At 56.5% G+C, this 14,666-nt stretch carries 12 protein-coding genes; 2 read left to right on the plus strand and 10 right to left on the minus strand.

Going from position 1 to position 14,666, the window contains the following annotated elements:
- Positions 1 to 51: 51 nt before the first annotated feature.
- Positions 52 to 1,005, minus strand: a complete 954-nt coding sequence (locus DOLE_RS11165) for a hypothetical protein (protein ID WP_012175588.1) — start codon at positions 1,003 to 1,005, stop codon at positions 52 to 54.
- Between the two features lie 211 nt (positions 1,006 to 1,216).
- Entirely contained in the window at positions 1,217 to 2,026 is an 810-nt protein-coding gene (locus tag DOLE_RS17485; RefSeq protein WP_012175589.1) for a helix-turn-helix transcriptional regulator, read from the minus strand.
- Between the two features lie 542 nt (positions 2,027 to 2,568).
- On the opposite strand from DOLE_RS17485, the gene DOLE_RS11175 reads away from it, so the two are divergent.
- Both DOLE_RS11175 and DOLE_RS18220 read left to right on the plus strand, forming a co-directional pair.
- A complete protein-coding gene (locus tag DOLE_RS11175) occupies positions 2,569 to 3,993 on the plus strand; it encodes a response regulator (RefSeq protein WP_012175590.1) in 1,425 nt (474 codons plus the stop codon).
- A gap of 148 nt (positions 3,994 to 4,141) precedes the next feature.
- Positions 4,142 to 4,441 (plus strand): hypothetical protein, encoded by a 300-nt coding sequence (locus DOLE_RS18220; RefSeq protein ID WP_153304415.1) that lies wholly within the window; start codon positions 4,142 to 4,144, stop codon positions 4,439 to 4,441.
- Positions 4,442 to 4,544: 103 nt separating this feature from the next.
- Here the strand turns inward: DOLE_RS18220 and DOLE_RS17490 are convergent, their stop codons facing one another.
- The 8 genes from DOLE_RS17490 to DOLE_RS11215 form a co-directional block, all read right to left on the minus strand.
- A complete protein-coding gene (locus DOLE_RS17490) occupies positions 4,545 to 5,201 on the minus strand; it encodes a TetR/AcrR family transcriptional regulator (protein WP_012175591.1) in 657 nt (218 codons plus the stop codon).
- A gap of 56 nt (positions 5,202 to 5,257) precedes the next feature.
- On the minus strand, positions 5,258 to 7,018 hold the full coding sequence (locus tag DOLE_RS11185) for an acyclic terpene utilization AtuA family protein (protein WP_041280524.1): 1,761 nt from the start codon (positions 7,016 to 7,018) through the stop codon (positions 5,258 to 5,260).
- Positions 7,019 to 7,051: 33 nt separating this feature from the next.
- Positions 7,052 to 7,819 (minus strand): enoyl-CoA hydratase/isomerase family protein, encoded by a 768-nt coding sequence (locus DOLE_RS11190; protein ID WP_012175593.1) that lies wholly within the window; start codon positions 7,817 to 7,819, stop codon positions 7,052 to 7,054.
- 15 nt (positions 7,820 to 7,834) lie between these two features.
- A complete protein-coding gene (locus DOLE_RS11195; protein ID WP_012175594.1) occupies positions 7,835 to 8,359 on the minus strand; it encodes a biotin/lipoyl-containing protein in 525 nt (174 codons plus the stop codon).
- Positions 8,360 to 8,553: 194 nt separating this feature from the next.
- Positions 8,554 to 10,053: an acetyl-CoA carboxylase biotin carboxylase subunit gene (gene accC, locus DOLE_RS11200; protein WP_012175595.1), complete on the minus strand. Its 1,500-nt coding sequence runs from the start codon at positions 10,051 to 10,053 to the stop codon at positions 8,554 to 8,556.
- A 182-nt stretch (positions 10,054 to 10,235) separates the two neighbouring features.
- Positions 10,236 to 11,852: a carboxyl transferase domain-containing protein gene (locus DOLE_RS11205; RefSeq protein WP_012175596.1), complete on the minus strand. Its 1,617-nt coding sequence runs from the start codon at positions 11,850 to 11,852 to the stop codon at positions 10,236 to 10,238.
- 212 nt (positions 11,853 to 12,064) lie between these two features.
- Positions 12,065 to 13,180 carry an acyl-CoA dehydrogenase family protein gene (locus DOLE_RS11210; protein WP_012175597.1) on the minus strand — a complete coding sequence of 372 codons (1,116 nt, stop codon included), beginning with the start codon at positions 13,178 to 13,180 and terminating at the stop codon, positions 12,065 to 12,067.
- A gap of 32 nt (positions 13,181 to 13,212) precedes the next feature.
- Positions 13,213 to 14,355, minus strand: a complete 1,143-nt coding sequence (locus tag DOLE_RS11215; RefSeq protein WP_012175598.1) for an acyl-CoA dehydrogenase family protein — start codon at positions 14,353 to 14,355, stop codon at positions 13,213 to 13,215.
- Positions 14,356 to 14,666 lie beyond the last annotated feature (311 nt).

Consider the following 14,666-nt stretch of genomic DNA (forward strand, 5'->3'; position numbering starts at 1 on the left):
TTAATCTCCCCATGAATTCGGATCAACTCGCTGTTGACACACTTTATACTTTCATTTTGCCTTATTTGGTCCCACTAATTTTTCAATTGTTTCTGTTGTATTTGTGTCGAGTTCATTCTTGATGCCGCGAAACAACTGAACATGCTGCCGGGCTGCTGCTTTACTAAGGAGCTCAGCTTGCGCTTGTCGTTTACCAAACCTCGGTGCCACATCAAACGCCTTTGCAATGGATTCGAGAACGGCGGGAGAAGATTTTGAGTGAATGAGAGCCTGTATGGCAGAACGGTAAAGATCAAAATTTTTGGTGGTGTTCACAACACGATTCACAACCGGCAGTACATCTTTATCTGTTGTTGATAATGGTGGAAGTGCTGCCATAAGGGCACGGGGCTTTGTTTTCATTAGATCCTGGCTGGACGTAACGAAATCATAAAGTGTGTCAACAGCAAGGGGGTTTGTCGTGTTGCAGAGTGCAGAAACTGCTTTTGCGGCTGATTCATCGTCTAAAAGAAGAAGTGGTGTGACAGCGCGAACAGTTTCGTCACTTTGATCTACTGTCGTAAGAACGTTGGCGAGTTTCGCACGGAAATCCGGACGATTGGCGGCGTTGGCAATAATGTCGCGCATTTTACTGTAGGTGTTGGACGTTGCTTCTGTGCTGAACGATTGCTTTTTAATTTTATTACGGAGCACCTTCGCCAGATAGATACGGAAGGCTTCTGGCGCTTTTGTATCAGATATTAGACTTGTTAGTTCTTCTGCCGATGGCGGATTTGATTCCCAGTATTGACTAAGTTGGTGCTGCAGCCTGATTTGGGACGCGATTGTGCCAGTGCCAAAACTTGACCGTAGATTCTCAAGCAACTCGCTGCCATGATTCGTTGGTGGTGTTGAGCTATTCGATATTTTTTGATTGCCAGCATTAGCCCCACTAATACATAGAAATATGAAAAAAACAGGAATAATACGTCTAAGATTACCTTTAAAGATTATTTTTCGTGACATGATTTTTCCCCTCTATTATGCAGTGGCAGATAAATAGTGTTTTGCATGTAGACCGACTGCTATCGTAATTTCATTCCACCGATAATTCAGAGTGCAAAATATCGATGGCACTTTCCTATACAACAGCGAAAGCAGCTAGATAAAAATTAATACTATTCATATAGCGCAATACACAACGATCAGTGGTACGAAAATAATACCTGCGAAACGCTTACGTCTCATAAGTATTCGGGGGGGTAACCAGAAAGGATGCAAGATTGGCTTTTTTGCCTTTGAGGCCGAGTTTTCTGCGGATGTTGTTGCGGTGGGCTTCGATGGTGCGGTAGGAGAGGCCCAGCATGCCGGCAATCTGCTTGGAGGTGGCGCCGGTGCGGATCAGGTTGGCCACCTGCATCTCCATGGGGGTAAGCTGAGTGTGATTCTGCCCGATGGTGCTTGCAAACGGCGACACGATGTCTGCCAGGCTGGCTTGCAGGATTTTTAGCAACTGGTGCTGCGTTTCGGTAAGGGATGTGTTGCCCAGGGTGATCAAGAGCGGCAGAATCGTTTTTTCAACGCTGGCCAGAATATTTTCTTCAACCTGTTTTTTGTCTCTGGACAGGCGTTCCAGCAGGGTTTCAATAAGGGTGTCGACACTGTCGAGACCGGCTTTGATGCCGTTGGTTTGAGGCTGAGTTAAGGGGTTGTATTCCGTGACTACGACGAGGATCAGGTTGTTGCTGTTGTAGTGGATCAGTCGGGCATTGACCAGGAACTGGGCCGGCTGGCCATCCTTTTTTCTCAGTTCCAGAACATGGTTGACGATCTGGCCATCTCTTTGCAGCCGTTTAATCCAGGCGGTTCTATCTTCGGGCCGGACATAAAGGCCCTGGGCGCTGGAGCCCCTTTTATCGCCGAACCACTCGTGCATGAGTGCGTTTGACGCCAGCAGCTCTCCTGAAAGGGTTGACACCCCCATGGCCACGGGCAGATGCTTGAGTATCAGATCGCTTTCGATCTTATTATCGGTCTGCTTAAACATAAGGCCTCTCGCAGTGCAGCGTGTATCCGGTTCAGACCTGGGCCCTGTATTGCAAAACAATATTCAAAAAGCATGGTTTTCATCTTTTAGCATTTAAGACCATCAAATAAAAGCAAGAAATAAACAGTTGTATAACAAATAAACACTGTAAAAATACTTACAAAAAACTTAATTATTATAAGTATTATGCCGCCGTGCGGTAAAAGTAACGCAGGCCCGGAGTGGCAAAAAAGAGGTGTGTGTCATTTTTATTTCACGGGCCCGTGCCACCCATTGAAGGACGTCTTTCTTTTAATGGGTGCCCGTGCCACCCAATTGAGAGCAGTTTTTCTCCACCCACTTGGCAGAGCGGTTTCTCTGTGCCCATGTCACCCGTAAACAGAGAGCGCATGGCAGTTCATAAAAAAGATTTTTAATAAAATACAGGCTGTTATCAATTTCAATAAAAACATAATAAGAACATCCTTTGACAAAGGCCGGGGGGTGCTGTATAGTCTTAAGGATTTTTGAACATCTGCCCTATTTTTATTAAGGACATATGGTTGTTGATTGATTCCACGCCCACCATACTGGTCATTGACGACAGTGCCGCCATTCGCCGCCGTTTAATAAAGCTGCTGGAGCCGCTCAACGCCTCTTTTGAAGAGGCTGAAAACGGCCAGCAGGCTTGGGACATGATTACCACCACCCGCTTTGACGTGGTGATCACCGACATCGACATGCCGGTGATGGACGGTATTGAACTGTGCCGCCGCATGCGGAACAACGAACAGACCCGCTCCATTCCGGTGGTCGTGGTCAGCTCCCTGGATTCCGAGGAAAACATCGAAAAAGGCTTTGAAGTGGGGGCCACCTACTACATCGCCAAAAACGATGTCTACACCGACCTGTTCAACGTGGTCGAGGAACTGCTTTCCCGAACCAAGCGCAACAGCAACCACCTGATCATGGTGGTGGACGACTCGCCCACCATCCGGCGCATTGTCGAAAACGGCCTGACCGCCGCCGGATTCAAGGTGGTCACCGCGGAAAACGGCAGACACGCCCTTGAAGTACTCAGGGACACGCCCCCGGACCTTATTCTAAGCGACATCGACATGCCGGTGATGAACGGCCTGGAATTCTGCGAAACCATTCACGCGGACCCGGCCTTTTCCGGCATTCCGTTTATCGTGATGAGCGCCAAAAGCGACCGGGGCCACATGAACCGCATGGTGCAGCACGGCGCCGCCTCTTACGTGTGCAAGCCCTTCAACATGGACGCCCTGGTCATTCAGATCGAAGAGACGCTGTCCAACCATTTTCTGCTGCTGCTCAAGGAAAAAGAGCGCCTGGAAACCGAGCGCAACCTGGTGATTGCCAGCATATCGGGCCTGATCTCAGCCCTTGAGGCAAGAGACCCCTATACCAAGGGCCATTCCGAGGTGGTGGGCCGAATTGTCTCCGGCATGGTGGGCCTGACCGGCGCCGGCAGACAGGAAATTCAGAGCGCCAATGTCGGGGGCCGGCTTCATGACATCGGCAAAATCGGGGTCCGGGACAGCGTGCTGCTCAAAAGCGGCCCCCTGACCGACATTGAACTCTCCCACATCATGGAGCATCCCAGAAAGGGAACCGAGATCATTAAGAACATTCCCAGCCTTCGGGACATCATTCCCATGGTGCACTATCATCACGAACGAATGGACGGCAACGGTTATCCCGAGGGACTGAAAGGCAGCCAGATTCCCCTGCTGGCCCGCATGACCGCCGTGGCCGACACCTACCATGCCTTGAGCAGTGACCGGCCCTACCGCATTGCCACCAACCATGACCGGGCCATGCAGATCATCTACGACGCCAAGGGCACCCAGCTCTGTCCCGACTGCGTGGACCTGTTTATCAAATGGTGTGAAAAAAACCCCGAAGACGCCATCATCACTTCCTCCCCCTCTGTGGCACCGGGCTTTGGGCTTCACCTCTTCTGATTTATCCCGAATCATTATTGTCCAAAATAGCTCCCAAAAGGACTTTTAGACTTTACAACCATCTGAATTTACGAATTCCGGAAATAAGACTGAAAACCAGGCTGTCGTTGGGGAAGCAAATTTTTTTATACACCACGGCAGGGCATTAATGGCAGGCAGCGCCCATTGCAGCGCAGCCGAGCGCAAATGCTTTTTTCGGGAAAAAGCGGGCAGGCTGTTTGAGCACCGCGAAGCGGGCGAGTTCCTGCCCGCGCCGAAAAAAGTGTTTGCGCGAGGGCAGCCACGCCTGTGGCGTGGCAAGCCAGAGGCCAAGCTGTCACGCCTGCGGCGTGATTCTTTTGGTACTTTTCTTGCCGCCAAGAAAAGTACACGGCTAAACAGGATAAGAGAGATACCCTTTAAGAGCACTGCCGTAAAGACAATTCGATTTCGATACCGATACCGATAGCGATTTCGATAAACAACCGGAAGACTGTCCTACCATGATTAAAACCGTTTTTGGACAATAATGATCCCGGATATTTCATGAAATATCCGGGTTATACCCCGCGTCATCGGCCCGTCATCAGCCCCTGAATACCGGCCACGGTAAAGGCCACGGCCTCGCGGCCGGCCTCAGTAATATCGTCGGCCCGGTCGTGCCACAACAGGTAATACTCGGCCACCCGCTCATAGATGCCCAGAATGCACACCGCCATCAGCTCTTCTGAACCGGCGGAAAGATAGGTTGTCCCGGTCTCTGACCGGACCCGAACAAGGGCCTTTTCAAGGTCGGAAATCAGCTTGACGTAAAGCCGCTTGCGCTCGGTCTCCACCCGGGCGCTTCGGCCGCCCGACTCCCTGAAAAAGATGGAGGCATGGCCGGGATGGGAGCGGCAGAAATCCTGGAAAAAAACAGTGCCCGCCTCCACGATCCCCTCCATGGTTCCCTGTTTTTTTAAAAACGCCTCCTGGAGCATGACACGCAGGTGAGCGCCCACCTTCTGCATCAGGCTGATCAGCAGCTCTTCCTTGTTCTTGAAATAAAAATAGACCGTGCCCACCGACACCTCGGCCGCCTCGGCGATCTCTTCCAGGCTGGTCTGGTGATACCCTTTTTTTACAAAAAGCGTTTCCGCGGCCCCCAGAATCGTTTCGTGACGCTGCTCCTTTTCCCGCTGTCGTCGCAGCGCGGTGCGCGCGGGTTTTTTTGCTCCTGTCACCGGCATTTTTTTCTGCTCCTTTCCATACTCACCCGCCAGAGCCGTTTTTACCGCCGGCACACTCAATCCAGCAGGGCTGACGGTACATCGATGATCCTGGCCCGCAGGTACTCTCCCAGGGTCTTGGCCTGGGGGTCACTGCGCCAGGACGCGGCCGCACCCTCACCCAGCAGCCCCCTGATATAAAAATTAACGGCCAGCAGGTTGGCCAGCTCATACCGCTCCACCTCAAAGGGGCCGATGTCCGGCAGCAGGCTTTTCAAACATTCCGTGGTCAGAAACGTCCTCAAGAAAGCAAACGCCTCCGGGGTTTTTGCCCACACGCCCAGGTTGGCGTTGCCGCCCTTGTCGCCGGCCCGGGTGGCAAACAGCCTGCCCAGGGGAACCGGCTGCACCGGCCCGCCGAGCGGTTCGGGGAAATCAAAGACCGGGGCTGAAATTCCATCCCCGGAAACGGTGTCAACAGCTGATGCCACGATGACCGGCTGATCATCAATATAAACGGTCTGGGGAACCTGTTTTTTCCCCACCAGGGCCGGCCAGTGAAATACCGCCGGCGATTCCGGCGTGGGCGGGCTGGTCAGGGTAAACCCGGGAATACTGGCCAGGGCCAGTTCCACCACCCCGGCGGAAAACTCCCGGCCCACCAGGGCCGGGTTGTCATCCATCACCGTGATCCGCAGAAAGGCAAAGGACTCCTCGTTGGTGGGCGGGTTCGGTTTGTCCGAACGGACCAGCTGCACATGGACCGTGCCGAACCGCTCCTTTCCACCCAGGTTTTCCCACAGGGTCTGTTCCACGATGCGGGCCTTTTTTTCAATAGAAAGGCCGGTGAGTACCACGGTCATGGTGTTGCGATACCCGGACACCAGGTTAATGCACACCTTGGTGGTATCGGTGGCCGGTTCGCCCCGGACCCCGGACAGGCGGACCCGGTTGTCGCCGTCGGGCGTCAGGGTCAGGGTATCGAACCGCACCGTGACATCCGGGGTCAGGTAGGCGGGAGACCGGATTTCATACATCAGCTGGGCCGTCACCGTTCCCACGGAAACCAGGCCGCCGGTGCCTGAATGCTTGGTGATAACGGAAGACCCGTCCGCATACATCTCCGCCAGGGGAAACCCGATCTTTGAATAGGCGGGCACCTCGTCCATAAAGGCGTAGTTGCCGCCCGTGGCCTGGGCGCCGCACTCGATCACGTGGCCCGCCGCATAGGCCCCGGCCAGCCGGTCCCAGTCGTCTGTCGCCCAGCCGAAATGCCAGGCGCAGGGACCGGAAACCAGGGCCGCGTCCGCGACCCGGCCGCATACCACGATGTCGGCGCCGCGCTTCAGGGCCTCGGTGATGCCCCACCCGCCCAGGTAGGCGTTGGCCGAAACCGGCATGCCCCCGCCGTCGGCCAGGGCAATGCCTTTGTCCAGGTGGACAAACGGTTCCCCGGCGGCCTGCAGCTCTTTTAACCGGGGCATCAGGTCATCTCCCTCGATCCAGGCGATTTTCGGGGAGAGACCCAGTTCTTTGGCCAGTTCGGCCAGGGCCGCAGCCATGCCCCGGGGATTGAGCCCGCCGGCATTGGAGGCCACCCGAATCTTCTTTTCCAGACACAGGCCCATGACAACCTTCATCTGTTTTAAAAAGGTGCTCACATAACCGGTTTCCGGCTTTTTCATTTTCTGCCGGAACAAAATGGCCATGGTCAGTTCGGCCAGGTAGTCGCCGGTGAGCACGTCAATCCTGCCGCCGGTGACCATCTCCTCGGCCGCCGAAAACCGGTCTCCCAGGAAACCGCTGCAATTGGCGATGATCAAACGGTCTTTGTCCATGTTTGACTTTCCTTCCACAGAATCTTCCATTGGCTATCTGCCCTGAAACACCGGTTTTCGCTTTTCAAGAAACGCGGTAATCCCCTCTGCCGCATCCCCGGTGGCCATCACCTCGCCCAGCTTTGCGGAAAGATAATCCAGGGCGTCTCCCAGGTTCATCTCTTCGGCGGCAAAAAAGGCCTGTTTGCCCAGGGCCGTGCCGATGGGGCTTTTTTCACCCAGCTGCGTTACAATCTTTTCCACCTCGCCGTCCAGGGCATCATCGGCCGTCACCCGTGTGATCATGCCCATATCCAGAGCCTGGGCCGCCGTCAGTTTTTCTCCCAGCAGCACCATCTCCATGGCCTTTTTACGCGGCACATTGCGAAAAATAAGAGCCCCGATCATCATGGGGAACAGGCCCACGTTCACTTCCGGGGTGCCGAACATGGCGCTCTGCTTCGCAACCACGATATCGCAGGCCAGCATGAAGCCGGTGCCCCCGGCCAGACAATGGCCGTTCACCCGGGCCACGGTGGGTTTGGAAAAGGCGTAGAGCCGCTTGAGCAGGCCGGCATAGGCGGCAAACACATCCTGTCCGGAACCGCCCTGGCCCGCCAGGTCAGCCCCGGAACAGAAAACCCTGTCCCCCGCGCCGGTGATCACCACAACCCGCACCGCCGGGTCGGCCTCGGCCCTGTCCAGTCCTTTAAAAAAAAGATCGATCACGCCAGGGCTGATGGCGTTTCTCCGGTCTTCCCGGCAAATGGTCAGCCACGCGGCATTCCCCCTTACCTCATATTGCAATGCTTCATCAGACATCGTCGTACCCCCGTTTTATTCAGCAACCTGATTTTCAGCCGCTTTTTCAATATCCACCAGGATGTGGCCGGGCGCCACTTTGTCCCCCGGCGCCGCGTGCACTCCCGTCACCACACCGTCAAAGGGCGCCTTGAGTGTGGTCTCCATCTTCATGGCCGACACCACCGCAACGGCCTGGCCCGCTGTCACGGCGTCTCCCACGCTCACCAGTATCCGCACCACAACAGCGGGCATGGGCGGGGTCACGGCATCCGGCACCTGTCCCCCTTTTTTGCGACGGGAGATCTTCTGCCCGGCCGTGTCTTCATCGTAAACCGTGTACGACCCGCCATTAATGCCAATCCATTTGCCGCTGTCTGTTGGCGCCACGCCGGCCCGTACCTGGCAACCATCCACGGAAATCACCAGGGTGTCGGCCCCGGCCTGAACAGATGCCACCCGGTATGTGCGGCCGTCGATCCGGGCGGAAAAACAGTCTTCACCGTCATGGTCAACGGAAACGGAAAAAACCGTTCCACCGATGTTCAATCTGTAGTCCATATCATTCCTGTCTTAATTGATGGGTTTCGATTTCGATCCCGATCCCGATACCGATACCGATTTCGATCCCGATTTCGATTTAGCGTGCAGTGTTGTATTGAATTTTCTTTCCGTCCTGGAAGGCGCAATTTTGATGTTGGCGATTTCCTTTTTTGCGGTAAATCTTGTTTTTCGAGATTCTATAAACATTCGGGTTAAAGCCGCCAGTGGCCCAATGTCTGCCACGGGGATGGAACTCCGCCATTCCCGCCAGTGCCGGTTCCCGGTTCCGAGACCACGGGTGTTCTGGCCCACATGGTGTGGGCAATAAAGGCCAGGGCCGCCAGTGTGTTGTCTGCCTGGGCCGGTTTCCACTCAGAAAAATGGGTGTCCAAAAAATCGGTAAAGGTTTCACCGTTTCGAAACGGCGCTGAATCGACCACTTCCATTAAAAACGAAATCGGCGTGCGAATGCCGGCGATCCGGTAGTCGGACAGGGCCTTTTTCATGCGGTCAATGGCTGCCTGGCGGGTGCCGGCATGCACCACCAGCTTGGACAGGATGGGATCATACTCCATTGGCACGGTAAAACCGGCATACACGCCGCAGTCGTTGCGAATGCCCGGCCCCCTGGGTTCTTCCAGCAGCGCGATCCGGCCGGGTGACGGCATAAAGTTGTTTTCCGGGTCCTCGGCATAGATACGACACTCAATGGCATGGCCCCGGGCCTGAATATCTTTCTGGACAAGATCGAGTTTTTCACCGGCGGCGATTTCGATCTGCCGGCGCACCAGGTCAATGCCGGTCACCAGTTCGGTGATGGGGTGCTCCACCTGAAGCCGGGTGTTGACCTCCAGAAAATAAAAATTTTTCTGTTCATCCACCAGGAATTCCACGGTGCCCGCGTTCACGTAACCGGCGGCCTCCGCCGCCTGCACAGCAGCCCGGCCCATGGCCTCCCGCAGGTCCGGGGTCAGGGCCGTGCTCGGGGTCTCCTCGATAATCTTCTGGTGGCGGCGCTGAATGGAGCACTCCCGCTCGCCCAGGTGCACCGTGTGGCCGAACCGGTCGGCCAGCACCTGGATCTCCACGTGCCGGGGCCGGGCGATATATTTTTCAAGATAGATTGCCCCATTGCCAAAGGCGGCCGCCGCCTCGCCGGACGCTGCGGCCAGGGCCTCGGAAAGATGGGCCGGGTCGGTAACGATGCGCATGCCCTTGCCGCCGCCGCCGGCAGCCGCCTTTACCAGCACCGGGTAACCGATGATCTCGGCATGGGCCGCCATCTTTTTAAAATCGGACTCCGGCATGTTCATGCCGGGAATCACTGGAACGCCGCTGCCGGCCATGATTTGCCGGGCCACGGTTTTATCGCCCAGGCTGCGGATCACCGTTGACGGCGGCCCGATAAACACGATGCCGCTGGCTTCGCACAGTTGCGCGAATTCGGCATTTTCCGCCAGAAACCCGTAGCCCGGATGAATGGCCTGGGCGCCGGTCTTTTTGGCCGCGTCAATGATTTTTGCGCCGTTCAGATAACTGTCCGCCGGGTCAGGCCTGCCGATGCACACCGCCTCGTCGGCGCAAAGCCGGTGCAGGGCCTCTGCATCAACATCCGAATAGACGGCCACCGTTGCAATGTCCATCTCCCGGCAGGTGGCCATGACCCGCACGGCAATCTCCCCCCGGTTGGCGATCAGAATTTTATTAAACATAGCGAGCATACCTGTCGTTTAGTTGCCATTGGCTTTTTTCGTGGATTATCTTTGGCGGCTTTGTAAAAAGTTCAAGCGCAAGGCGTCGCACGTTCCGAGGAATGAGGCGTACGGATCGTACGCCGCCGTGACGAGGGACGCAGCGCAACGCAGTTATTGGATTTTTTACGAAGCCACTCATATTACATCCGGAAGACACCGAACCCGTAACGGTCATCCCGCAGCGGCGCGTTTAAGGCCGCTGAGATGGCCATGCCCAGCACATCCCTTGTTTTGGCCGGATCGAGAATGCCGTCATCCCACAGGTTGGCCGTGCTGTAATAGGCGTTTCCCTCCTGCCGGGCCTTGTCAATGATGGGCTGGCGAATAAAGGCCTCCTCCTCCGGCGTCAGGGGCGGCTTGCCCAGCCGGGCGTTCTGATCGTTGGTGATGGTCACCAGCACGTCGGCGGCCTGCTGCCCCCCCATCACGCCGATCTCTGCATTGGGCCACATCCATAAGAACCGGGGAGAATAGGCCCGGCCGCACATGGCATAGTTGCCCGCCCCGAAAGAGGCGCCGGCAAGCAGGGTGAACTTGGGTACCGAGGCGGTGGCCACGGCATTGACCATCTTGTGACCGTCCTTGGTGACCCCGGTTTGTTCATACTGTTTTCCCACGATAAACCCGGAAATGTTCTGAACAAACACCAGCGGAATGCCCCGGTTGTCGCAGATCTGGATGAACTGGGTGGCCTTCTGGGCGCTTTGTGGAAAAAGCACACCGTTGTTGCCCAGCAGGCCCACGGGATAGCCGTGAATGTGGGCCCAGCCGCACACCAGGGTGGGGCCGTACATCTCCTTGAACTCGATAAACTCGCTGCCGTCCACCATCCGGGCAAACACCTCCCGAATATCGTAAGGCGTGGAGATGTTGCGGGGAATGATGCCGTAAAGCTCTTTGGGATCGTAAAGGGGCGGCGCGGGCGGCCGCAGGGTTAGCCTTGCCTTTTCCGGCCGGGGCAGGTTGGCCACGATCTCCCGCACCAGGGCAATGGCATGGGCGTCGTCCTCGGCATAATAGTCCGACACCCCGGACTGGGCGCAGTGCAGGTCAGGCCCGCCCAGTTCATCAGAGGTCACCTCTTCGCCGGTGGCGGCCAGCACCAGGGGAGGGCCGCCCAGAAAAATGGCGCCATGGCCCTTGACATGAATGATCTCGTCGGACATGGCCGCGCCATAGGCTCCGCCGGCCGTGCAGAGCCCCATCACCGCGGTGATCTGGGGAATGGCCATCTTGGACATCATGGCCTGGTTGTAAAAGACCCGGCCCCCGTCGTCGAGATCGGGAAAAATCTCGGACTGCAACGGCAGAAAGGCGCCGGCCGAATCCATCAGGTTGACCGCGGGCAGCCGGTTTTCCATGCAGATGGCCTGAAGCCGCAACGTCTTTTTCACGCTCATGGGATACATGGAACCGCCCTTGATGGTGGCGTCGTTCACCGATACCACCACCTCCCGGCCGGCCACGATGCCGATACCGGCCCGAATGCCGGCGCCGTGGACCTTGCCGTCATACAGGTCTTTGGCCGCCAGAGGCGCGATTTCAAGAAACGGCGTGTTTTTGTCCAGCAGCAGATCAAGCTTTTTGTCCGCCGGCAATTTATCCACCTCTTTTAACCGGTCCATGGCCTTTGGGGACCGCTCGTGGTGGGCCCGGTCAATCTCCCTTTTCAGGTCCGCCACCAGGGACTCCATGGCCTCCCGGTTTTGGGCAAACGCCTCGGAGGTCACGTCAACGGCCGATTCAATGACAGGCATGGTGCTTCCCTTTCTTCCAAATCAAACTCGGTAGTGAAGCAAGCGGCACAGCCGACTCCGTCAGGCGGCAGTGTCGCAATTCGAAAAAAACGAGATTTACGTCATTGCGAGCCGCAGGCGAAGCAATCTTGTCCATATGCGAAGGAGATTGCTTCGTCGCTTCACTCCTCGCAATGACAAAAAATTGCGACAAAGCCTCCGGGGTGTTTCCTCTACAATGCCGCGTCACCGATATGCATGCGGGCGATCTCGGTGGAGGTGCCGGCGATCTGTGCGTACTTGGCCCACCGCAGGGCCGCCTGGGCCGGATGATCCGGGGCAAGCCCCTCCAGTGACAGAATGCGCAGTGCGCTGCCCGCCACCTCTTCAGCGGACTCGGAGCAGAAGACCTTGGCGCAGTCGGTAAACACCCCCGTTTCCCTCTCCTTTTCAGCGTTCAGCCAGCCGGTTTTGTAGGCCATGAGCTGGGAGGTCTCCACCAGGGTAAACATCTCGGCCAGCTTGAACCCCACCTCCTGGTAAGCGATGGCCGGTTTGCCGCCCGTGCGATGGGTCTTGGCAAACAGGGTGGCGGAAAAAAGGGCCGCGTTCATCATGCCCACGGCAGCGGCGATCAGCACCTGGTTTTCCCAAATGCGAAGGTCGGCCAGCAGTTTTTTCGCATCCACCGGTCCGATGACATGGGTTTCAGGCACCCGGCATCCGTCCAGGATCATGCGGCAGGACGATAGTTGCCCGTAGTCGCTGTTGTCCAGAACCGGATCCAGGGTCAGGCATTGCGCGCCCCTTTCCACCAGAAAGACGCCCAGCCCCTCCTCCAGACGGCCCACCACGGCAAACAGGTCGGCCGCACCACCGTTTATCACAAAGCCCTTTTCCCCGGACACAACCACCGCGCCCGCTTCTCGAACCCCCTGGGTGGCCAGGGGATCATTGACCACGTTCATGGTTTTTTCGCAAAGGGCCACGGTGCCGATCAACTCCCCTTTTTGCAGGGGTGCAAGAAACCGGTCCTGCTGATCCTTGTTTCCGTATCCGGCCAGCAGCCGGCCCATTTGCCGAATCCCTGTTTCAAAGGCGATAAAAAAACCGGGACCGTTTCCGGACACCGCAATCATGGCCCCCATGGCGGCCGCGTCAAAAGGCGTGTCATCGCAAAGCCCGGCCTTCATGTAGTTTGTTGGCGCCAGGGCCTTTGCCAGGGCCTGCACCAGGCCGCGCCGGGCCTCGGGTGTGGTGGCCCGGCCGGCATCGGCAAGCACCTGGCCCGCGATTTTTTCTGTTTCTTCAATGGCCTGCTTTTCGGCCTGCGTGAATTCGTATTCCATGTTTACCCCCTGATTTCGTAAACCCGCGACATTTACATGAGCCGCGAAATGATCATTTTCTGAATATCCGACGTGCCTCCGCCCAGGGGCGCCAGCCGGTTGTCCCGGAACGCGCACTCCATGGCATACTCATGGCAGTAACCGTATCCGCCGTGGAGCAGCAGGGCGTCGTTGACCGGCCCCAGGCTCCAGTCGCCCACAAACAGCTTGGCCATGGCCGCGGACAGGTGGTTGAGCGGGTTCCCCTGGTTCTTGTGCCAGGCCACCCGGTAGACCAGGAGTTTCGCGCTTTCGTAAAAAATCCGCATGTTGGCCAGCTTGTGCTTGGTGGCCTGAAACTGGCCGATGGCCTTTCCGAACTGGACCCGCTTGCTCGCGTATTCGGCGCACCGGTCCAGAATGTATTTTGTGCCGCCCACCATGGGGGCCAGCAGGGCGCTTCGGTCCCACTCCACGGTCTGCATGGCCATGAGAAAACCGTTGCCCTCTTTTCCCACAAGGTTTTCAGCCGGGATCTCGCAGTCGGAGAAAAAGAGCTCCGACGTGGGAGAGGTGCGGCACCCCATTTTCTTGAGGGGCTGGCCCGTTGAAAAGCCGGGGGTCCCCTTTTCCACGATAAAGGCGGATATTCCCTCGTGACGCTTTTCCGGGTCGGTCTTGGCATAGACCAGGGCCACGTCGGCAATGGGGCCGTTGGTGATAAACATCTTGCTGCCGTTGAGCACGTAGGTGTCGCCCTTTTTAACGGCCGTTGTCTTCAGGGAGGCCACGTCCGAACCGGCGTCCGGCTCGGTTAAGCCCATGCAGCCGACCCATTCGCCGCTGTTTAATTTCGGCAGGTATTTTTTTCGCTGGGCCTCGGTGCCGTGGGCAAAAATCGTGTCCGTGCACAAAAAGGTATGGGCCCCGTAGGAAAGGGTCAGGCCGCCGTCCACCCCGGCCTCGCCCATGGCTTCTCCGGCCAGTACCGTGGTGATCACGTCCGCGCCCTGGCCGCCATAGGCCTCGGGAAAATGGAGGCCGAGAATGCCGAACTCTCCCATCTTCCGAAACGACTCAAGATCAAATTTTCCGGCCAACTCATGCTCCTCGATCCGGGGCACGATCTCCTTTCTGGCAAACTTGATCACCTCTTTTTTGAACATCAGCTGTTCCCGGGTAAACGCGAAATCCATGGCAAGCCTCCTGAATATAGGATGAAAAGGACTTTCCTGACGAGTTTTAATAATACAATTCATTTATTGAATCTGATTCAATTTAGAAAGGTCGGGCAGGAATGTCAAGAAATTTTTAAGAGGGCCTTTAAAAATCGATTTTTTTTCGTTCTCAAAAAACGATTCTAATTTTCAGCGCCCGGCCAGTCGCTTTTCAACACGAAGATACGAAGGTCACAAAGAACACGAAGCAGGCGATACAGGTTCGGCAAGACTGCATCGGGGTCGGGATCGGGATCGGGATCGAAAGAAATAAAGATCAAGAGTAAGAG

Origin of the sequence: Desulfosudis oleivorans Hxd3, from assembly GCF_000018405.1 — a bacterium.
GTDB lineage: Bacteria > Desulfobacterota > Desulfobacteria > Desulfobacterales > Desulfosudaceae > Desulfosudis > Desulfosudis oleivorans.